The sequence below is a fragment of the Aequorivita echinoideorum genome (assembly GCF_018476645.1).
In the GTDB taxonomy this organism is placed as follows: domain Bacteria; phylum Bacteroidota; class Bacteroidia; order Flavobacteriales; family Flavobacteriaceae; genus Aequorivita; species Aequorivita echinoideorum.
In genome coordinates, this window is sequence record NZ_JAHCTB010000002.1 from 513,389 (window position 1) to 535,115 (window position 21,727).

At 40.2% G+C, this 21,727-nt stretch carries 14 protein-coding genes; 8 read left to right on the plus strand and 6 right to left on the minus strand.

The window, feature by feature from the left end; translation table 11 throughout:
- The gene (locus KIV10_RS06185; protein WP_214112609.1) at nt 1-648 is read left to right on the plus strand and encodes a polysaccharide deacetylase family protein; all 648 of its coding nucleotides are present in this window, start codon (nt 1-3) and stop codon (nt 646-648) included.
- On the opposite strand, the gene KIV10_RS06190 is transcribed toward KIV10_RS06185, so the two are convergent.
- From KIV10_RS06190 to KIV10_RS06200, 3 genes are all read right to left on the minus strand, one after another.
- A complete protein-coding gene (locus KIV10_RS06190) occupies nt 645-2,063 on the minus strand; it encodes a hypothetical protein (protein ID WP_246516210.1) in 1,419 nt (472 codons plus the stop codon). The two genes, KIV10_RS06185 and KIV10_RS06190, sit on opposite strands and share 4 nt — an antisense overlap.
- 200 nt (nt 2,064-2,263) lie before the next feature.
- On the minus strand, nt 2,264-2,560 hold the full coding sequence (locus tag KIV10_RS06195) for a thioredoxin family protein (protein ID WP_214112611.1): 297 nt from the start codon (nt 2,558-2,560) through the stop codon (nt 2,264-2,266).
- A 54-nt stretch (nt 2,561-2,614) separates the two neighbouring features.
- On the minus strand, nt 2,615-3,841 hold the full coding sequence (locus KIV10_RS06200) for a metallophosphoesterase (RefSeq protein WP_214112612.1): 1,227 nt from the start codon (nt 3,839-3,841) through the stop codon (nt 2,615-2,617).
- Between the two features lie 99 nt (nt 3,842-3,940).
- On the opposite strand from KIV10_RS06200, the gene KIV10_RS06205 reads away from it, so the two are divergent.
- The 4 genes from KIV10_RS06205 (at nt 3,941) to KIV10_RS06220 (ending at nt 11,648) form a co-directional block, all read left to right on the plus strand.
- Complete coding sequence (locus KIV10_RS06205; protein WP_214112613.1) at nt 3,941-6,877, plus strand: GH92 family glycosyl hydrolase; 2,937 nt, start codon at nt 3,941-3,943, stop codon at nt 6,875-6,877.
- A gap of 50 nt (nt 6,878-6,927) precedes the next feature.
- Nucleotides 6,928-9,216: a GH92 family glycosyl hydrolase gene (locus tag KIV10_RS06210; RefSeq protein WP_214112614.1), complete on the plus strand. Its 2,289-nt coding sequence runs from the start codon at nt 6,928-6,930 to the stop codon at nt 9,214-9,216.
- A 76-nt stretch (nt 9,217-9,292) separates the two neighbouring features.
- Nucleotides 9,293-10,297 (plus strand): N(4)-(beta-N-acetylglucosaminyl)-L-asparaginase, encoded by a 1,005-nt coding sequence (locus KIV10_RS06215; protein ID WP_214112615.1) that lies wholly within the window; start codon nt 9,293-9,295, stop codon nt 10,295-10,297.
- A gap of 40 nt (nt 10,298-10,337) precedes the next feature.
- A complete protein-coding gene (locus KIV10_RS06220) occupies nt 10,338-11,648 on the plus strand; it encodes a sugar MFS transporter (protein ID WP_214112616.1) in 1,311 nt (436 codons plus the stop codon).
- Nucleotides 11,649-11,843: 195 nt separating this feature from the next.
- Here KIV10_RS06220 and cphA read toward each other — a convergent pair whose 3' ends face one another.
- Nucleotides 11,844-14,480 carry a cyanophycin synthetase gene (cphA, locus tag KIV10_RS06225; RefSeq protein ID WP_214112617.1) on the minus strand — a complete coding sequence of 879 codons (2,637 nt, stop codon included), beginning with the start codon at nt 14,478-14,480 and terminating at the stop codon, nt 11,844-11,846.
- A 108-nt stretch (nt 14,481-14,588) separates the two neighbouring features.
- Here cphA and KIV10_RS06230 point away from each other — a divergent pair, with 108 nt between their 5' ends.
- On the plus strand, nt 14,589-15,461 hold the full coding sequence (locus tag KIV10_RS06230) for a cyanophycinase (protein WP_214112618.1): 873 nt from the start codon (nt 14,589-14,591) through the stop codon (nt 15,459-15,461).
- 86 nt (nt 15,462-15,547) lie between these two features.
- Here KIV10_RS06230 and KIV10_RS06235 read toward each other — a convergent pair whose 3' ends face one another.
- Complete coding sequence (locus KIV10_RS06235) at nt 15,548-16,480, minus strand: isoaspartyl peptidase/L-asparaginase family protein (protein WP_214112619.1); 933 nt, start codon at nt 16,478-16,480, stop codon at nt 15,548-15,550.
- Nucleotides 16,481-16,578: 98 nt separating this feature from the next.
- On the opposite strand from KIV10_RS06235, the gene polA reads away from it, so the two are divergent.
- A complete protein-coding gene (gene polA / locus KIV10_RS06240) occupies nt 16,579-19,419 on the plus strand; it encodes a DNA polymerase I (RefSeq protein ID WP_214112620.1) in 2,841 nt (946 codons plus the stop codon).
- Between the two features lie 95 nt (nt 19,420-19,514).
- Here polA and KIV10_RS06245 read toward each other — a convergent pair whose 3' ends face one another.
- Nucleotides 19,515-19,961 carry a lipocalin-like domain-containing protein gene (locus tag KIV10_RS06245; protein WP_214112621.1) on the minus strand — a complete coding sequence of 149 codons (447 nt, stop codon included), beginning with the start codon at nt 19,959-19,961 and terminating at the stop codon, nt 19,515-19,517.
- A gap of 134 nt (nt 19,962-20,095) precedes the next feature.
- Here KIV10_RS06245 and KIV10_RS06250 point away from each other — a divergent pair, with 134 nt between their 5' ends.
- Nucleotides 20,096-21,649, plus strand: a complete 1,554-nt coding sequence (locus KIV10_RS06250; protein ID WP_214112622.1) for a T9SS type A sorting domain-containing protein — start codon at nt 20,096-20,098, stop codon at nt 21,647-21,649.
- The last annotated feature ends 78 nt before the right edge of the window (nt 21,650-21,727 follow it).

The window sequence follows — 21,727 nt, forward strand, 5'->3', positions numbered from 1 at the left end:
ATGCCCAGATTTATTCAGCGATTGTATCCTGAATTGGTCTGGGCATTTTTCAATAAGAAAAATTCTGTTTATCTAACTTTTGATGATGGCCCCATTCCTGAGGTTACGCCGTGGGTTTTGGATGAACTTAAAAAGTTTAATGCCAAAGCAACTTTTTTTTGCATCGGGGAAAATGTACGGAAGCATCCCGAAATTTTTGAAAGAATTATAGCCGAAGGCCACGCCGTGGGCAACCACACTTTCAACCACTTAAATGGTTGGAAAACCTCTACTTCCGAATATATTGGGAATGTTGTAAAAGCTGAAAGACAGATGCAAGATTCAGGGTTCAATTCCCATAACTTTCGGAATCAAAATTCGGGATTGTTGTTTCGTCCGCCGTATGGAAAAATAACCGGAAAACAATCAAAATCCCTGCGTAAAAAAGGCTACAAAATTGTGATGTGGGATATAATAAGTTATGATTATGATTCCAATGTTTCCAAAGAAAAATGCCTCCAGAACGTGCTTAAAAACTTGAAAGGTGGAAGCATCATTGTTTTTCACGATAGCCTAAAGGCAGAAAAAAACCTTCGATTTGTTTTGCCGAAGGTCTTGAATGTTATTTCAAATAAAAAATTTTCCATTAAGAAAATACCAACTTTTTAATCTAAGATTAGATTGTATGAAGTTGTTAAAAATTGTTCATTTCCACTAGTGAGTTTTTGTACATATATTTCAACATACTGTGATGGATTTATGTCTACTGTGCCTATAACCGAAACAGTTTGTCTTTGATTAGTTTGTAAAACATCATAAATGGCTGTAGTTCCCGGAACCAAAACACCATTCTTATATATGGAAAAGGCATAACGCGAACCTCCGGTAGCTGTAAATGAAATTGAAGCAAAAATATTAATAGATCTAGGTTTACTTCCTTCGTAAGTAATTCTATTTGAAACGCTACTACTTGTTCTGAAATTTCTAACAGATATTGTAGTAACTGGTAACTTAAACGCGTTGTTATCTGTAATGTTTACAACAGAAGAACTATCGTAATACAAATTTCCCGTTGCTACTTCGTCAGATTCTCGGGGTATTCCCGGACAATTCACTGTCCAAGAATTTGTAAAATTATAACCTGGATATGTTCCTGTAGTATATTTTCTAATAAAACCAGAAGGAGCTGAGGTTGTTCCAGAAAATGCCCTACTTAATATGACACCATTTCCAACTGTTGGATTTGAACTTACATCCATTGCTACATCAGACCCATTAAGTGAAGTGAACCCGCTCACTTTCTCAATCAACCCAAATGTACCGGTGAAAGTCTCAAATGTGCCATTATTTGAATCTAACCAAGCTTGATTATTTAAAAGCAAATTTCCAATATTATTATAGGTTATCCCATTGGCATTATTGACGAACTGTACAATATTACTGAAATATAAACCTATATTGGAGATAGTTCCCACATTCGCAAAATTGGCAACCACAGTGTTTTGTACCAATAGAGAAGTTCCTCCTGTAATCGCAAAAGCTGAACCGCCACCAGTTAAGGTAACATTTCGGATACTGCCGCCTGTAGTCCCCTGGAAAATAGGCCCTGTAGCCTTAAATAAAACATCTTCAGATGCATCTAAGCCAGAAATATAGGCACTATTTAAATCAATAGGAAAAGCCAAAGTTATGGTTCCATTAATTTCATATAAAGTATTGGATTGAAGCAAATATTTGGAACCTCCGCCTGCTGCGAGTTCAGGTGCCAAATCTGCCACTGATTTTACCAATTTATAATTATTTCTTTGATTCGCACCTGAATTCAATCGTACCCAAGCGCCGGGAGCCGGAGTACTGTCGTAATAAAAGAAAGATTCCGCTGTGGTATCATAAACCAATAAACTGTTGGCAGGCGTAGTGATGGCGTTGCGCTGGGCTGTTGTCATTCTTGGCGCAAGCATACCTTGAGTAGTAGATGTAATGTCGAGTGCGGCAGTGGGATTGGGATTCGTATTTCCAATACCTACTTGAGAAAAAATTTGGGAGGTTATGAGCAAAATAAAGAGCAAAATTAAACTCTTCATTATATTATTATAAGACTGGTTCATTGCTATTTGGGGATTAAGCGTAAAACTATTCTTACAAATATATACTTCTTATCGGAAAAATTAGCCTTTAAACGATTAAATTAAAGAAATTTTAGGAAAAAAACTTTAGTATTTGGTTTAAATGAAAACCATATAAAATATGAATACTTTAACTTATGAATAATTAGAACAATATTTCAAAAATATTCCTTCACCAAACCTATAAGCGTATTTGCGTCCTGCTCCCCACTCTGGCGCCATTTCATCTCGCCATTTTTGTAGATCATTAATGTGGGAAGCCCTTTAACTCTTAGTGCCTCTGCAAGTTCCTTATTTTTCTCGACGTCAATTTTTATTACGCGGGCCTTATCGCCCAAAGCCGCAGCAACATCCCGTAATACCGGATGCATCCCTTTGCAGGCTTCATCCCACTCCGCATAAAAATCCAAAAGGACAGGAATGCGGGTTTCAATTAATTCTCCAAATTTTGACATTTACGTAATGTGTTAGTTGAACAATTGTACTACAAATATAGCATTTCCCATATACTAAACGGTATTGCGTTTCTTTTTAAGTTGAATCACGGTTATTTCGGGCCAAATTCCTACACGCCCAGGATACCCCAAATATCCAAAGCCCCTATTCACATTTATATAACGACCAAATTCCTCATAAATCCCAGCCCAGTTTTTATATCTGTATTTTACCGGACTCCATTTTATGAGACCGGGAATCTCGATTCCAAACTGCATGCCGTGCGTGTGTCCACTTAAGGTTAAATGAAAATTGCGATCGTCGGTTTTCACCTTTTCCTGCCAATGTGAAGGATCGTGGCTCATCAAAATCTTAAAGTCTGAGGATTCTATTCCCTCACAAGCCTTGTCAAGGTCACCCGCTTTTTTGAAGCCGCCTGCGCCCCAGTTTTCCACACCTACCAAGGCGATTTTTTCGCCATTTCTTTCCAAATATTTATTTTCGTTCAGCAAAAGTTGCCAGCCCATTTCGCGTTGCGAATTTTTTAATCGATCCAGATTCTCACCTTGCTCGCTTCGATTTTTCCACGAAACATAATCGCCATAATCGTGATTTCCCAAAACTGAAAAAACCCCATCTCTTGCTTTTAAAGTTGAAAAAAGTTCTTTCCAATTGTTCAATTCATCCGCAACATTATTTACCAAATCTCCAGTAAAAAGAATTGCATCGCTCTGCTGCTCATTCACGAGATTGATAGCATATTCTACCTTTTCATGATTATCGAAACTACCGCTATGGATATCGCTTATTTGGGTTAACGTGTAGCCGTCAAAGGCTTCTGGAAGATCTTCAAATTCAAGAGCATATTTAAGAACACGATAATCATATTTCCCTTTGACCATTCCATAAATAAGCGATGCAAAAGGAATTGCCGCTATTCCCAAAGCCACGGTACTTACAAATTTTCTTCGGGAAGGCATATAAAATGCTTTTTCACTGCCGGAAAATTTCATAAATATTCCAACAAAAAATCGCACAATATCTTCCCCGAACATGAATATAACAAGCAAAAGTTTGGGGACGAAAACAGCAAGAAAAATCCCGAACACGTACATTCTGGGAGGTTCCATCATTTTTTCGGAACCGCGCAGCGAGATTTCATAGATTATTCCCGCCAATAGCAGCAATGAGATGAGTATGTAAACACCGTAGAACCACTGATTTTTGGTAATCGTTTTTATGCTCTGAAACGCATAAATATCTACAAAAATGTAAAAAAGGATAAAAAGAAACCAGCGCATATTTGAAAGAATTTTTAAAGGTAACAAGTTTCGAAAAAAGGAAGCGGGCGTTCACTTTATTTTAACGGTTTTAGTATCTTTCAAAGCCAAACCTTGTAAATGAAAAAGCCATTATCTCTTTTCTTTATTCTCTTTTCTTTTTTCTGCTTTTCCCAGGAAAATAGTTCTTCCAAAAAACTAATTAATTATGTAAATCCATTCATCGGCACTGGTGGCCACGGCCACACTTATCCCGGCGCCACGCTGCCTTTTGGGATGATGCAGTTGAGCCCGGACACACGTTTGGATGGCTGGGACGGTTGTAGCGGTTACCACTACAGCGATGAATATATTTATGGATTTTCGCACACCCACCTCAGCGGCACGGGCGTAAGCGATTATGGCGATGTGCTTTTAATGCCAACAAATGAAGTAAATTTTAATAACGGATCTGACGGAAATTCGGGGTACAAAGCACATTTTTCGCACGATAATGAAAAAGCCTCCCCAGGATATTATAAAGTTTTGCTCGACAAAACCAATATTGAAGTGGAACTAACAGTTTCAAAACGAAGTGGAATCCATCATTACACGTTTCCGAAGGGTTCAAAACAGATTGTAATTCTCGATCTCGACCATCGCGACAAGATTCTTTCATCTGAAATTAGACCCCTTTCAAAAACCGAAATCTCCGGTCACCGACATTCCGAAGCGTGGGCAAAGGACCAGCGGCTTTTTTTCAACATTGAATTTTCCCGTCCGTATAAATCGGTTACCCATTATACTTCCACAGAAAATTCCCCCTTTGGGGGTAAGGGGGCCAAAGCGGCCTTTGAATTTGATGCTTCCGCCGAAAAAGATCTTTTTGTGAAAGTTGGCATTTCGGCTGTTAATGAAAAAGGGGCATATGAAAATCGAACTTTTGAATTGCGTCATAAATCGTTTGAGGAAATTAAGACTGAAGCCGAGACTGCGTGGGAAAATCAGTTAGAAAAAATAGTGATTGAAACTCAAAGTATTGACCAAAAAACCATTTTCTACACAGCGCTTTATCACACGATGATTGCGCCAAATCTCTATCAGGATGTTGACGGTCGCTACCGCGGAATGGATTTGGAAATCCATCAAAGCAACGATTTTGAAAATTACACTGTTTTTTCACTTTGGGATACCTATCGCGCGGCGCATCCGCTTTACACAATTATTGAAAAAGATCGCACCACACATTTTATAAATTCGCTTTTGGCGAAATATGATGAGGGTGGCATACTTCCCATTTGGCCATTAGCGGGCAATTACACGTGGTGTATGGTCGGGTATCACGCCGTGCCCGTAATTTCGGACGCGTATCTAAAAGGAATTCGAGGTTTTGATGCCGAGAAAGCGTTGCAAGCAATGAAACACAGTGCGATGCAGGATAAACTGGGATTGAAAAGCTATAAGGAATTCGGGTTTATTCCCGTGGAGGAAGAAAGCGAATCGGTTTCAAAAACGCTGGAATATGCATACAATGATTGGACTATTGCCCAAATGGCGAAAGCGATGGGCAAAACTGAGGATTATAATTATTTTATGGAAAGGTCACAAAACTATAAAAACGTTTTTGACCCCGAAACCAAGTTTATGCGCGGCCGTTTCCGCAATACGTGGTTTGCTCCTTTTGATCCGTACGAAGTGAATTTCAATTACACCGAAGCCAATTCGTGGCAATACAGTTTTTACGCCCCACAGGATATTTCTGGTTTGGTAAATTTAATGGGCGGAAAGGCTGAATTTGAAAAACAGCTCGACAAACTTTTCACTGCAAAAAAGGAAACTTCCGGCCGCGAACAAGCTGATATTACTGGTTTGATCGGCCAATACGCCCACGGAAACGAGCCCAGCCACCATATGGCCTATCTCTATAATTTCGTAAACAAACCTGCAAAAACACAGGAAAAAATTCATCAAATTTTAAATGAAAAGTACCAAAATGCTCCCGACGGAATTTCGGGTAATGAAGATTGCGGCCAAATGAGCGCGTGGTACGTTTTCAGCGCGATGGGTTTTTATCCCGTAACGCCTGCAAGCAATCAATATATTATTGGCACGCCTTTGTTTGAAAGCACTACGATAAATTTAGAGGACGGAAAAAAGTTTGAAATTGCTGCTGAAAATCTTTCAGATGAAAACAAATACATCGCTTCGGCAACGTTGAATGGAAAACCGTTAACCCGAAGTTATATCAATCATTCCGAAATTATGGATGGTGGAAAACTGGTTTTCAAAATGACCGATAAACCTTCCACTTGGGCAACAAAAGATGAAGAAATCCCAAAGACAGAAATCACCGAAAATTTGATTGTTCCCGCGCCATTTATTGCAAAAGGCGATGTTGCTTTTAAAAATAAAACTGAAATTTCATTGGACCTGCCTATTTATGAAGCCGAGATTCTATACAGTATAAATAATTCTGAATTTAAAATTTATTCTGAACCATTTACAATTTCCGAAGAAACAGAATTGAGAACATATTCATCTAACGGTTACGGAAAAGAAAGCAAAACACTTTCAACCCATTTCTACAAAATCGACCCAAACCTCAGCATAAAATTGGAAACCGAATACGCAAACCAATACAATGGTGGTGGGGATAACGCCTTGATTGACGGCGTTCAAGGCGCAATTGATTTTAGGACGGGCTCGTGGCAGGGCTATCACGATACGGATTTAAAAGCGACTTTGGATTTGGGCTCAAAAAAAGAAGTACAAACTGTTTCAGTTAATTTTCTGCAGGACCAACGTGCATGGATATTTTATCCCACCGAAGTTTCCTGTTCGGTTTCGGAAAACGGAAAAGATTTTACCGAATTGCCAATTCAAAAAATTGACGCCGAAATCCCTTCGGAGGAAGCGGGAATCAAAACAATTCAATTCGAAATAAATAAAAACATCCAATTCATAAGAATTACTGCAAAAAACTTCGGAGCCCTCCCGAAAGGACATTTGGGGTATGGCGGAAAGGCTTGGCTTTTTGTGGATGAAATCAGCCCCCTAATCCCAAAAGGAGACAACTAAAATATGTCTGGTCGAGCGCAGTCGAGACCATTTTTTAATTAAAATTTAAAATGATAAAAAAACTGATTTTCACCATCGCAATTTTCAGTTGTGTAAACACATTCGCACAAACCAAGGATTTCACGCAATTTGTAAATCCATTTATTGGCACGGACCGGATGGGGCACACCTTTCCCGGTGCCACGGCACCTTTCGGAATGGTGCAATTGAGTCCGCAGACAAATGTGCAAACAATGGTCAAACCCGATGGAAGTTACAACCCAAAAACCTATGAATATTGCGCCGGTTATCAATATGCAGATTCCACAATTATCGGGTTTGCGCATACCAATTTCAGCGGAACGGGACATTCTGATCTGGGCGATTTTTTGGTGATGCCAACGGTTGGGAAATTGGTTCTGGACCCGCTAAAAACGGAAACTGGCGAAAAAGGTTTTGCTTCCACATTTTCACATACAAACGAAATGGCCTCACCCGGATTTTATAAAGTGAAATTGGACGATTACAAAATTACAGCAGCGCTTACTGCCAGCGACCGCGTGGGTTTTCATCAATATACTTTCCCGAAAAGTGATGAGGCGCATATTATTCTCGATATGGTTTACAACGTTTACGGGCACGACGATAAAAATGTGTGGACTTTTGTTCGTGTTGAAAACGATTCCACGGTTACAGGTTATCGGCAAACACACGGCTGGGCGCGGACTCGGACGGTTTATTTTGCGATGGAATTTTCAAAACCTTTCAAAAGTTACGGCCATAAAAAATATGACAAAGCCAAATACAACGGTTTTTACAGAAAATTTAACGAGGAAGAAAATTTCCCCGAAATGGCCGGAAAGGAAATTCGTGCCTACTTCAATTTTGATACTTCGGAAAACGAAAAAATTGCTATAAAATTCGCACTGTCTTCCGTTAGTACGGAAGGGGCGATGAAAAACCTAAAAGCTGAAATTCCGCATTGGGATTTTGAAAAAACCAAAGCCGAAACCCAACATAAATGGAACAGCGAACTTTCAAAAATTGAAGTAAAATCAATAACACCCGAAGATAAAATCAATTTTTACACCGCGCTTTACCATACGATGCTCAGCCCAATTATTTACGAGGATGTGGACGGAAAATACCGCGGACTGGATCAAAACATCCATACTTCGGAAGGTTTTACCAATTACACCATTTTTTCACTTTGGGATACCTACCGCGCGCTGCATCCGCTTTTCAATATTTTGCAGCCAAAACGCAATAATGATATGATAAAAAGTATGCTCGCCCACCACGATCAAAGTGTGCATAAAATGTTGCCCATTTGGAGCCATTATGCCAATGAAAATTGGTGTATGATTGGCTATCACGCCACTTCGGTAATTGCAGATGCGGTGGCGAAAAACGTAGGCGATTTCGATAAAACCCACGCCTTGCAAGCTTCCATAAACACTGCAAATGTTGATTATTTTGATGGCGTTGGCGATTACAAAAAAATGGGCTTTGTTCCCGAGGACAAAAGCAGTTCGTCAGTTTCGAAAACCTTGGAATATGCTTATGACGACTGGTGCATTGCGCAAATCGCTCAACGAGTTGGTAATATTGAAGCTGAAAATGAATATTTGGCACGTTCGGAATATTTCAAAAATGTGTATGACCCGAAAATTGGCTATATGCGACCGAAACTTTCCGATGAAAAATTCAGAAAGGAATTTGATCCGCTTGATACGCACGGACAAGGCTTTATTGAAGGCAATGCTTGGAACTACGGGCTTTATGTACCGCAGAATTTGGATGAAATGATTGCAATGATGGGCGGAAAGGAACGGTTTTCAAAACATTTGGATTCGCTTTTCACCATGGAACTCGACGATAAGTACATTGAAAAAAATGAGGACATCACCCGCGACGGAATTATGGGCAATTACGTGCACGGCAACGAACCTGGCCACCATATTCCGTATATTTATAATTGGACCGGAGAGGATTGGAAAACACAGGAACGCGTTCGGAAAATTATGAACGAAATGTACGCCCCAAAAGAGGACGGCCTTTGTGGAAATGACGATGCCGGACAAATGAGCGCGTGGTATATTTTCAGCGCATTGGGTTTTTATCCCGTTACTCCCGGCTCGCCCAATTATGCTTTGGGAAGTCCGTTGGTTGCGGAAGCAGTTTTGCATTTGGACGGAAATTCAGTAAAAATCATTGCAAAAAACCAAAGCCCAAAAAATGTGTATGTGAAAAGCGTTTCGGTTGATGGAAAAAAACTGGAGCGGAATTTTTTAACGCACGATGAGGTTACAAAGAGCAAAGAGATTGTTTTTGAAATGAGCTTGAAAAGAAAGGATTAAATGACAAAAAGACGAAAAGAAAAAATAAACTGTCACCCTGAGCGCAGTCGAAGGGCTTAAAACTGAAAATATAATTATGAAACGTAGAAAATTCATCCAAAACGCTTCACTTTCCACTTTTGGAATTGCAATGGGAAGTTCGGTTTTTGCTTCGAAAAACAATAATTCTTTGTTCACTTCCGAAGAAAAAAAAGCTCAAAATTCAGCTGAGAATTTTCCGCTGGTAATCGCCACTTGGAACGTAAAAGAAAGCACCGCCGAAGCTTGGCGGGTTTTGCAGGATGGGAAATCGGCGCTAGATGCCGTGGAAAAAGGTTGCAATATTGAAGAGGCAAATGCCGAAGGGCAATCCGTTGGAATTGGCGGTTTGCCCGATCGCGATGGGAACGTAACCCTCGATGCCTGCATTATGGACAGCAACGGCAATTATGGCGCGGTGGTTTACCTTCAAAATTTTGTGCACCCCATTTCGGTTGCGCGGAAAGTGATGGAAAAAACACCGCACGTTTTGTTGGCTGGAAAAGGCGCCGAGCAATTTGCAATTTCGGAAGGTTTTGAGAAAACGAATTTGCTTACCGAAGCTTCAAAAAAAGCGTGGGAAGAGTGGAAAAAAACTTCGCAATACAAACCCATCATCAATATTGAAAACCACGACACCATCGGGATGTTGGCAGTTGACAAAAATGGTGATATCTCGGGCGGCTGTACTACAAGCGGTTTGGCTTACAAAATGGCGGGACGCGTAGGCGATTCTCCCATAATTGGTTCGGGACTTTTTATAGACAATGAAATTGGTGGCGCAACCGCGACGGGTCTCGGCGAAGAAGTCTTGAAAACCGTGGGCAGTTTTTTGATTGTGGAATTGATGCGCCAAGGAAAAACACCTCAACAGGCTTGTGAGGAGGCAATAGGTAGAATTATAAAAAAGAATCCAAATTATAAAGATTTTCAAGTGGGCTACATTGCCGTTAACAAAAAGGGTGAGACGGGTTATTATTCCATTCACGAAGGTTATTCCGTCACTAAATATCAAAACGGGAAAAACGAAAATATCCCATCTGATTTTTACAATAAAAAATAACCCCAACAGCATCCATAGAATCCATAGCATCATTTAAAATATGACCGAAAAAAAATCCTTCCGCTCCGCATTTATCACCGTTACCGTTCTCTTTTTCCTTTGGGGATTTATTACCGTTTTGGTGGATAGTTTGATTCCGAGGCTAAAAGACGTTTTTGAGCTTAGTTACTTTCAAGCTGGGTTGGTTCAATTTGCCTTCTTTTTGGCGTATTTGGTCATTTCAATTCCGGCCGGCGCTTTGCTATCGCGAATTGGTTATCAAAAAGGAATAATTGTAGGGTTGGTTACCATGGCAATTGGCTGTTTGCTTTTTTATCCAGCGGCTTCAGAGAGGGTTTTCGGAATATTTTTACTTGCTTATTTTACGCTCGCCGCGGGAATTACCGTTTTGCAAGTTGCGGCAAATCCCTACGTTTCGGTATTGGGAAGCGAGGACGGCGCTTCCAGCAGATTGAATCTTTCGCAGGCATTTAACTCATTGGGAACTGCTATTGCTCCATTGATCGGTGCTTCATTTTTGTTGAGTGATACTATTATGACTTCGGAAGAAATTTCAACTTTAAATGATTTCGAAAAAAATTCCTATTACATTTCCGAAGCATCCGCCGTGCAGATTCCTTTTCTGTACATTGCAGGTTTCATAGGGCTTTTGGCAATTTTATTTCTATTTATAAAACTTCCGAAGATTTTGGAGAAAAATCCTGTGGGCGGTTACGGAAAGCTTTTGAAAAACAAAATCGTGCTGCTCGGCGCATTGGGTATTTTCGTTTATGTGGGTGCGGAAGTTGCCATTGGCAGCTATTTGGTGAATTATTTTTTAAGCATGAATCTTTCTGAAATAATCCAACAAAACGATACAATGAAGTACATTTCCGAACGACTTTTAAATACCGATTTAAATTCAATTGACAGTAAAGCAATTGTCGGAACTTTCGTTGTTTTTTATTGGAGCGGTGCCATGGTGGGAAGATTTATTGGCGCGTATTTAACCAAGATAATGAACCCTACAAAAGTGCTGGCCATTTTTGCAGGCTTGGCGGTGTTGATGTTGCTTATTTCCATGCATAGCTACGGTTTGGTTTCTATGTGGTCCATCCTTTTGGTCGGATTTTTCAACTCAATCATGTTTCCAACAATTTTTGCTTTGACCATTGATGGTTTGGGCGATTTAAAACCGCAAGCCTCAGGATTGCTTTGTATGGCGATCGTGGGCGGTGCAGTAATTCCGCCAGCGTATGGTTTTTTAACCGATACTATCGGATTTAAATTTGCTTTATTCTTAATTATTGCCTGCTACGCGTACATTCTCTTATTTGGCATTTTAAAAAGAAAATCAGCGGTTTCCATTTGAAAAATAACTTCGGAAAAAGCATTGCTTTAAGTTAACATTTGCGTAAAATCGAAGCTCTAAAAACATCCTATTTTTGGTGCGGTAATTAGAATTGAGAGATTTTAGATTAGCCATGGAAAAAGGCCGCTTTTGAGGGGAAGCGGCCTTTTGTTGCAAAATAAACTAAAGGTTTTTTGAAGCCTTTCGGGATAAGAATTAATGCGAAAAGGTCAATTGGCCATTGCTTTCCTGCTCTTTAAATTTCATAACAAGTTCAAGCGCATCTGGAATCACATCACTACAACAGATAATTAATGAACCTTTTTTGGCATTCTTCACGGCATGTGTAATTGCTTCTTTTTCTGAAGGGATTATGGTCGTTTTTTTGTTTGGCTGCTTCGATTTTATTCCGTCGTTCAGCATTTTTATTAAATCTTCCTCCGATTTTCCACGAAGATTTTTATCCTGTCTGATGATAATTTCATCAAACATTTCGGCGGCGATGCTTCCCAATTCGTTGGTGTCTTCTTCCCTTCTATCGCCTACTCCGGCAATAATTCCCACTTTTACGGTCGCTTCCATGGAATCTGTAAAATTCTTTAGAGCCAGCATTCCTGCAGGATTGTGGGCATAGTCTAGCAATATGCTAAAATTTTCAAATTGAAAAAGATTAAGCCTTCCTGGAGTTTGCGTGGCCGACGGAATAAAAGTTTCCAAAGCCACTTTCATATCTTCAATGCCAATTCCGCGGACGTTGGCGGCAATTACTGCGGGAAGAATATTCTGAATCATAAATGTTGCCTTCCCGCCGTATGTCAACGGAATATTTTCAGCTTTCATTATGCGCATTTTCCATGTTCCGCGGCAAAGTGTAACATATCCATTTTCATAAATTGCCGTGATTCCACCTAATTTTTGAAGCGCTTTTATCCTTGGATTTTCTTCATCCATTGAAAATAAGGCCAAGTTACAGTTTATGTTTCGGCGCATTTCATAAACCAAATCATCATCTGCGTTTAAAATAGCGTACCCATCGGGCAAAACGGTTTCTGGAATTACACCTTTTACTTTAGCCAACTGATCCATAGTATGAATTCCCTTTAATCCCAAATGGTCTGAAGCAACGTTTGTCACAATTCCCACATCACATTTTTTGAATCCCAATCCCGCACGCAATAATCCGCCGCGCGCGCATTCCAAAACCGCAAAGTTTACGGTGGGGTCTTTCAATACAAATTCTGCACTGGCTGGACCCGTGCAATCACCTTTCATTAAAAGTCTATTTTGAATATAAACGCCATCGCTCGTAGTGTAGCCCACGCGATGACCTTTCATTTTTGCCATATGTGCTATGAGGCGTGTTGTGGTGGTCTTTCCGTTTGTTCCGGTTACGGCAATAATGGGAATTCTGCCCGTATCGCCTTGTTTCGGAAATAATTTATCCACTACGGGAGCGGCAACATTTCTGGGAAGTCCGGAAGTAGGTGCCAAATGCATTCTGAAACCTGGGCCTGCGTTTACTTCTAAAACTGCCCCGCCGGTTTCGTTTAATGGCTGACTAATATCTGTAGTCATAATATCAATTCCGCAGATATCAAGATCAATTATTTTTGAAATCCGTTCAGCCATGGAAACATTTGAGGGATGTACGATATCTGTAACATCTTCTGCCGTTCCGCCCGTACTTAGGTTTGCGGTGTCTTTCAAAATTACGCGCTCACCTTCTTTTGGTACAGATTCTTCCGTATATCCTTTTCCTGAAAGTATGGTCTTTGTAAGATCGTTAATGGTTATTTGTGTGAGCACATTTTCGTGCCCATAACCGCGGCGCGGGTCTTTGTTTACTTCATCTACCAATTGTTTTATGGTAGATTTTCCATCGCCTATTACGTGCGCGGGGCTTCTTTTTGCAGCTGCTACTAAAACGTTATTTATTACCAACAACCGATAATCCTCACCAGTTATATATTTTTCAATAATTACCTTTTGGGAAACATTTTTCGCGGCGTGAAATGCCACTAGCGCATCTTCGTAATTTTTGATATTTACGGTAATTCCACGCCCGTGGTTACCGCCCACAGGCTTTACTACCAACGGAAAACCAACGTAGCGGCAAGCTTCTTCCAGACTGCTTTCCCGACCGATGATGTCACCTCGGGGAACTTCAACTTCGGCTTGTTCCAAGAGGAATTTCGTGTCTTCCTTATCGCAGGCAATTTCAACTCCAATGCTGCTGGTTTCAGAGGTAACCGTTGCCTGGATTCGCTTTTGGTTGGCACCGTAACCCAATTGGCAAAGCGAATACTTATTTAAACGAATCCACGGAATTCCGCGCGCTTCGGCTTCTTCAACAATGGAACCCGTGCTTGGTCCAAGACGTTCTTCTTCGCGAAGCTCCCGCATTTTTTGAATATCATTTTCAAGATTATAATTTTCTCCAGAAATTAAAGCTTTGCAAATTTCAACCGAAGCTTTTGCGGCATAACGTCCCACATTTTCTTCCAAATATGAAAAAACAACATTGTACACGCCCGGTTCTCCATAACCACGGGTTCTACCGAAGCCTGTATCCATTCCCGCAAGCGTTTGTATTTCTAAGGCTATATGCTCAATTACGTGGCCCATCCACGTTCCTTCCTCCACTCTTTGGAAAAATCCACCCGGCTCGCCCACGGAGCAACGGTGTTCGTACATACTTGGGAACATCATTTTGAGCCTGTCCAAAAAGCCATCAATTTTATTTGATGGACGATCTTCCATTTCCTCCAGGTCTAGCACCATTACTATTAATTTATGACGACGAATGGACCAGTAATTTGGCCCGCGCATAGCGTTGATTTCCCGTATTCTCATAGCTTGATTGATTTGTTAGTGTTGATACTTATTTGTATCGAATTAGATAAATATATAATTAATTTTCATAACAATTAGCGTATTTTTGCCAGCAAATCAAATAAATTCATGAGCGTAAAAGGAACACTGATCCCCATAGGTGGTAACGAAGACAAAGGAATTGAAAAGAGTGAAATTTATACATTAGAATATATTACGGACGGCATACTCTCACGAGTTGTTCGCGAAAGCGGTGGAAAAGAGGCGTTTATAGTTGTAGTGCCCACCGCATCCAGTATTCCCGAAGAAGTAAGCCAAAACTACATCGACGCCTTTAAAAAACTTGGCTGTGAAAATGTTCACGTTATGGACATCCGTGAGCGATCCCAATCTGAAGATCCCAAGAATATTTCATTAATGAAAAAAGCAGACTGCGTTATGTTTTCCGGTGGCGACCAGTCTAAAATTGTTCAATATATTGGCGGAACGGAGCTTCACAAAATTATTGTCGATCGTTATAAAAATGAGGATTTTGTAATCGCGGGAACCAGTGCGGGCGCTATGTGCATGAGCAAGGAAATGATTACTGGCGGAAGCGGAAAAGAAGCATTTATAAAAGGCGCGGTAGGCATGGGTGAAGGGATGAATTTTATACCAAACCTCATTATCGATTCCCATTTTATACGTCGAGGACGCTTTGGAAGGCTTGCCGAGGCAGTTGCTCGTTTTCCGAAAATGATAGGCATCGGTCTAGCTGAAGATACCGGTTTGGTTATAAAAAACTGCAATATGGCCGAGGTTATCGGCTCTGGAATGGTTATTCTTTTTGACCCAAGAAAATTGAAACACAATAATCAAAAAGTTGTGGCAGAAGGTTCTCCAATGTCCTTAACAAATTTAAAGACGCACATTCTTGCAAATGGTGATAGAATTGATATTAAAAAGAAGAAAATCAAAATCTCTCCAGTACACATTGAAATGACCGATGCGGATGCTTTTTGATTGTTGATTGTTGATTGTTGATTGTTGATTGTTGATTGTTGATTGAAAATATAATATTCTCTACAGAATCTAAATAATTTACAGCATCAGTTTTTATAAATTCCTATTTCTTTTTCCCCTTCTGATGTTTTGAAGCCTCGGTACATTCCTTCGGTATTAAACGTCATGGCAATATTTCCCTTCGCATCAACAGCGATTAATCCACCATCGCCGCCAATTTCCAAAACTCTTTTATTTATTACTTCGGAAGCGGCATCTGCTAATGCCATTCCTTTGTATTCCATTAAACAGGAAACATCATAAGCTACTACGCCACGGATAAAATATTCGCCACTTCCCGTACAACTTACCGCACATGTTTTATTGTTGGCATAATTTCCGGCGCCAATCATAGGACTGTCGCCGATACGTCCCCATTTTTTATTGGTCATTCCACCCGTTGATGTTGCCGCGGCAATATTTCCATTTTGGTCACACGCCACAGCGCCAACTGTTCCAAATTTTCCTTCCTTTTTCATGGAATGGTCCAATTCAAATTTGTCGCTGTCCTTTATATTTTGCCATTGTTGATAACGATGTTCGTCATAAAAATATTCCGGTTTTTCCAACGTATAATCCAAACTTTTCGCAAAACGCATAGCTCCCTCGCCCGCCAAAAAAACATGATCGCTTTTATCCATAACGTCACGCGCAAGCGAAATTGGATTTTTTATTCCAGTAATTAATGACACCGCGCCTGCTTTCAAATTGCTTCCGTCCATGATGGCAGCGTCCATTTCGTGTGTGCCTTCATTTGTAAAAACACTTCCCCTTCCTGCATTGAAAAGTGGGGAATTTTCCAAATGGTTTACCGAGGTTTCCACAGCATCCAATGCGCTTCCGCCGTTTTCCAAAACAGCGTAGCCTTTTTCCAATGCTTCGTTTAAAGCCGCTTTGTATTGCTCTTCTTTTTCGGGCGTCATCAACCCCTTCAACAGCGTGCCTGCACCTCCATGTATTACTAGTGAATATTTTTTCATTCAGAATAATTTTAATGGCGAAAAGTACGAATTGCAATTCAATTAATTTCGCCCCACGGCAGAAGTTTTGTAGTTTTGAAATTCGTCAAAATAAAACTATGTCCACCCAAAAACGTCTTTTCCTTCTCGATGCCTACGCCCTTATTTTTCGTGGGTATTATGCACTTATAAAAAACCCAACAATTAATAGCAAAGGGCAGGATACCTCGGCAATTATGGGATTTCTCAATTCGCTTTTTGATGTAATCCGTCGTGAACGGCCCGACCATTTGGCGGTGTGCTTTGACAAGGATGGGAGCGCCGAGCGTACGGAACTTTTTGCGGACTATAAAGCCAATCGCGACGAAACTCCAGATGCAATCAGCCAATCCATACCTATCATTCAGGAAATTTTGAAAGCCATGCACATTCCCTGCGTTGAACTTTCGGGTCTTGAGGCAGATGACATCATTGGAACGCTTGCGCAACAAGCTGAAAAACAAGGCTATCAGGTTTTTATGGTCACGCCGGATAAGGATTTTGGGCAATTGGTTTCTGAAAATATTTTTATGTATCGCCCCGCGCGAATGGGAAATGCCATTGAAATATGGGGAATCCCGGAGGTGCAGAAGCGTTTTGGCGTTGAGCGTCCCGAACAGGTGATTGATTATTTAGGGATGATGGGCGACGCTAGTGATAATATTCCCGGTCTGCCCGGCGTTGGCGAGAAAACAGCGAAAAAATTTATTGCTGAATTCGGAACCATGGAAAATCTGTTGGCGAACACCGATAAGCTGAAAGGTAAGATGAAGGAAAAAGTTGAGGAAAATGCCGAATTGGGTCTTCTTTCAAAAAAATTGGCTACCATTTGCACTACCTGCGACGTTGAATTTAACGAAGAGGATTATGAGCTCTCGATGCCTGATGGCGAAAAAGTGCAGCAGATTTTTGAGGAATTGGAGTTTCGAAGAATGAAGGATCAATTTCTCAAATTATTTTCAGAAGAGGGCGCTTCAGAAAGGGTTACGCAGATTTCAAATTCCGAAAGTGCGAAAAAAGCGACCGCGTCTTCGGCTGGAAGCGGCCAATTTTTGCTTTTTGGCGGGAATGAAAATGCTTCAGATGAAATCAAAAATTACAACTCCCGCGCAACTATTGAAAATACGGAACATTTTTACCAAACGGTACAGCCGGGAATGGGCACTAAGCTTTTTCTTCAGAATTTATTGAAACAGAAAAGTGTATGTTTTGACACCGAGACCACAAGTTTAAATCCGCTGGAAGCTGAGGTGGTAGGGATTGCATTTTCTTGGGAAAAAGGAAAAGGTTTTTACATCCCTTTCAGCGAAAACAAAGAGGAAGCACAAAAGATTTTGGAAGAATTGCGGCCATTTTTTGAAGATGAAACTATTCAGAAAATTGGTCAAAATCTGAAGTATGATATTAAGGTGTTGGCAAAATATGATATTTCAGTCAAAGGAAAATTGTTTGATACGATGCTCGCGCATTATCTCATTAATCCAGATATGCGCCATAATATGGACGTTTTGAGCGAAACATATTTAAACTACACTCCAGTTTCCATAACAGAATTGATTGGCAAAAAAGGAAAAAACCAATTGAATATGCGGGACGTTGAGGTTGAAAAACAAACCGAGTACGCCGTTGAGGATGCCGATGTAACATTTCAATTAAAGGAACATTTTGAAAAAGAACTCGGCGAAGCCAATACGCAAAAACTTTTTGATGATATTGAAGTGCCGCTCCTTCGGGTGTTGGCAGATATGGAACTGGAAGGCATCAATCTGGACGAGGAATTTCTGAAAAAACTTTCTTCGGAATTGGATAAGGATATTCTTCAACTTGAAAAACATATTTATGAAGAGGCAGGAGAAGAATTCAATATTGCTTCCCCGAAACAATTGGGCGATATTCTTTTCGGAAAATTGAAACTCATAGAAAAACCGAAAAAGACGAAAACAGGGCAGTATTCCACTGCCGAAGATGTGCTTTCCTATTTGGCCAAAGACCATAAAATTATTGCCGATGTGTTGGAATACCGAGGCCTCACCAAACTGAAAAGCACGTATGTGGATGCACTTCCTGGGCAGGTTGAAAAATCGACAGGCCGCGTACATACGGATTATATGCAGACCGTGGCCGCAACTGGCCGCTTGAGCAGCAACAACCCCAACCTACAAAACATTCCAATCCGTACCGAACGTGGACGTGAAGTTCGGAAAGCTTTCATTCCGCGAAATGAGGATTACGTTTTGTTGGCGGCGGATTATAGTCAGATAGAGTTGCGCATTATTGCTGCGCTAAGCGAGGAAGCCACCATGATTGAAGCTTTTAAAAACGGAGAGGATATTCACGCCTCTACGGCTTCCAAAGTTTTTAATGTTCCCATAACTGAAGTAACGCGCGAGCAACGAAGCAATGCAAAAACAGTTAATTTCGGGATTATTTATGGAGTTTCGGCTTTCGGGCTAAGTAACCAAACCGATCTTTCCCGCGGCGAGGCGAAGGATCTGATTGACACCTATTATAAAACCTACCCAAAGCTTCGAAATTTTATAAGTGAACAAGTACAATTTGCGCGTGAAAACGGTTATGTGGAAACTGTTATGGGCCGAAGAAGATATTTAAAAGACATTAACGGGAGCAACCAAGTAGTGCGCGGCGCCGCGGAACGAAATGCCGTAAATGCACCCATTCAAGGGAGTGCGGCGGACATCATAAAGCTTGCGATGATCAATATTCACAATAAGTTGGAAGCTGAAAATTATAAAAGCAAAATGTTGCTTCAGGTTCATGATGAATTGGTTTTCGACGCATATAAACCGGAGCTTGAAAATTTAAAGACCATGGTTAAGTACGAAATGGAAAACGCCCATAAACTTAGCGTTCCGCTAGATGTGGATTTGGGTGTGGGAGAAAATTGGCTAGAAGCGCATTGATCTAGTTTTCAGTCCCGATAGCTATCGGGATCAGTTGCAGTTAGCAGTAAAAACAGAGGGCATTTTATTAAAAATGCCCTCTGTTTTGGAGGATTTTAGTTCTTTTGGAAAACCAGCTCCACATTTCCATAGGTCTGAAATTCGAAATTTCCGCTTAGGGTGTTTCCATTTAAATCTACCGTTGCCGTTGTTGTTTCTCCACTACTTTCAGTAATTGTTAATTGGTCTCCATTGAGTTCGTATGTTCCTGAATTCGTAGTAGCCGGGCCGCAATCCAAACCTTCATTTACCGGAATTACAGTACTTATTCTCCGGGTATATGTTTCATTTACTTCAAAATTGACAGATCCTTCAAAGCAAGGAAATTCATCCAGCACATCTCTATTTTGCGTCCCGTCTTGGTTAATGTCTACAGGTATGGCAAGATTTGCCTCAGTAAGAATCCACGTTCCTACGATGGAATTTTCAGAAGATGAATCATCATCTGATGAGCAGGAAGCCATCATTCCTGCAGCAAAAATTATTAAAAGTAGTCGTTTCATAGTTTTAGAATTTATTAGCTAAATATAGAATTTTTATAACAGTAAAATTTATGTTTAGTATTGAGAATGTTTTGTCTAAAATAAAAAACTTGTATTTTGCGCCCAAAAATTTTTAAAGGACTTAAATTATAGTTATGAAACAAATATTTACAATTTTTGTCATTTTTTTATCATTATTGACAGCTCAAGCCCAAGATCCAAACATCCTTTGGCAGCGGACTTTTGGTGGAAGTGGCAGTGATAAACTATGGTCAATAATTGAAACAAACGATGGTGGTTTTTTTGTTGCTGGGGAGTCTGACTCAAACATTTCTGGCGAAAAGAATGAAAATTCTCGAGGCGAAAATGATTATTGGGTTCTAAGGTTAGATTCTTATGGAAATATAATGTGGCAAAAAACTTTAGGGGGCAGTGCAGATGAGAGATTATTCTCTGTGAAGCAAACAACCGATGGAGGATTTATTTTGGGAGGACATTCCAATTCTAATATTTCTGGTGATAAAACTGAAAATTGCCAAGGTGATTACGATTATTGGATAATAAAACTTGATAATTCAGGAAATATTCAGTGGCAAAATACCATAGGGGGTAATGGCATTGATATAATTAGTAAGATTGTTGAAACTGATGAGGGAAGTTTTTTGATAGCCGGTTATTCTACTTCGTCTATATCAGGGGACAGATCGGTTTATAAAAATGGTTTTCGTGATATTTGGCTTGTAAAGTTAGATGCAACCGGAGATATTTTATGGCAGAAGTCATATGGGTATGATGATGTGACTCTTACTGGATTGGAAAAAACACCTGATGGAGGGTTTATATTAAGCGCTACCATATTTGGAATTACACCACTTCATGATGGATTCTGGGCATTAAAAATAGATTCTTTTGGCAATCAAATTTGGAGTAAAGTTATTGGAGGAGACAAGTCTGATTTGTTTCCAAAGATTAGCCCGACTACTGATGGTGGCTATATTATGGCTGGAGCTTCAGATTCAGATGCATTTGGTGACAAGTCTGAAAACTCACAAGGTTCTTTTGATTATTGGGTTGTAAAATTAGATGAAGACGGCAATGTTGTCTGGGAAAATACCATTGGAGGCTCAGAACCCGAACAGCCAGATTCTATTATTCAGTGTTTAGACGGAGGTTATTTGGTTTGCGGGTATTCATCCTCCAATATTTCGGGAGATAAGACAGAGAATTCTCAAGGAAGTTCAGATTACTGGTTTCTTAAACTTAACAGTGTAGGCATTATTGAATGGCAAAATACAGTGGGGGGCGAAGGTGCCGACCTTCGTGCACGTGCAATACAAACAAATGATAGAAGTTATATAGTTGGCGGATATTCAAGCTCTAACATTTCCGGAGACAAAACCGAAAATTCAAGAGGAGAGTTTGATTTCTGGATTATAAAACACTCCCAAACATTAGGCTTAGAAGAAAACTCCTTCACATCCTCAATAACTCTCTCCCCCAACCCTACAAAACACACCCTGCAACTAAACACCAAAGATAAAACCATAGACCAAATAAACATTTATACTATGACGGGCAGCAAAGTTTTGCAATTGGATGTTGACACCATTTCTCCCACCGTAGACGTTTCAAATTTGGCTCCGGGCGTTTATTATGTGCAATTGTATTCTGGGAAGAATGTGGCTTTGAAAAAGTTTGTGAAAGAATAAATTTTAATTCTTAATTCAGAATTAATTTTTGTGTTTTGTCTTAAATCTTTCAGCGCAGCGGTTATATATCTTTTTCAC

Excerpts from the sequence above, each read along its gene's own strand:
- KIV10_RS06195 (WP_214112611.1), bottom strand. The coding sequence starts at position 2,560 with ATGTCAAAATTTGGAGAATTAATTGAAACCCGCATTCCTGTCCTTTTG.
- KIV10_RS06235 (WP_214112619.1), bottom strand. The coding sequence starts at position 16,480 with ATGAAAAAATATTCACTAGTAATACATGGAGGTGCAGGCACGCTGTTG.
- KIV10_RS06230 (WP_214112618.1), top strand. The coding sequence starts at position 14,589 with ATGAGCGTAAAAGGAACACTGATCCCCATAGGTGGTAACGAAGACAAA.
- KIV10_RS06205 (WP_214112613.1), top strand. The coding sequence starts at position 3,941 with ATGAAAAAGCCATTATCTCTTTTCTTTATTCTCTTTTCTTTTTTCTGC.
- KIV10_RS06200 (WP_214112612.1), bottom strand. The coding sequence starts at position 3,841 with ATGCGCTGGTTTCTTTTTATCCTTTTTTACATTTTTGTAGATATTTAT.
- KIV10_RS06185 (WP_214112609.1), top strand. The coding sequence starts at position 1 with ATGCCCAGATTTATTCAGCGATTGTATCCTGAATTGGTCTGGGCATTT.
- KIV10_RS06245 (WP_214112621.1), bottom strand. The coding sequence starts at position 19,961 with ATGAAACGACTACTTTTAATAATTTTTGCTGCAGGAATGATGGCTTCC.
- KIV10_RS06250 (WP_214112622.1), top strand. The coding sequence starts at position 20,096 with ATGAAACAAATATTTACAATTTTTGTCATTTTTTTATCATTATTGACA.
- KIV10_RS06210 (WP_214112614.1), top strand. The coding sequence starts at position 6,928 with ATGATAAAAAAACTGATTTTCACCATCGCAATTTTCAGTTGTGTAAAC.
- KIV10_RS06215 (WP_214112615.1), top strand. The coding sequence starts at position 9,293 with ATGAAACGTAGAAAATTCATCCAAAACGCTTCACTTTCCACTTTTGGA.
- KIV10_RS06190 (WP_246516210.1), bottom strand. The coding sequence starts at position 2,063 with ATGAAGAGTTTAATTTTGCTCTTTATTTTGCTCATAACCTCCCAAATT.
- polA (WP_214112620.1), top strand. The coding sequence starts at position 16,579 with ATGTCCACCCAAAAACGTCTTTTCCTTCTCGATGCCTACGCCCTTATT.
- cphA (WP_214112617.1), bottom strand. The coding sequence starts at position 14,480 with ATGAGAATACGGGAAATCAACGCTATGCGCGGGCCAAATTACTGGTCC.
- KIV10_RS06220 (WP_214112616.1), top strand. The coding sequence starts at position 10,338 with ATGACCGAAAAAAAATCCTTCCGCTCCGCATTTATCACCGTTACCGTT.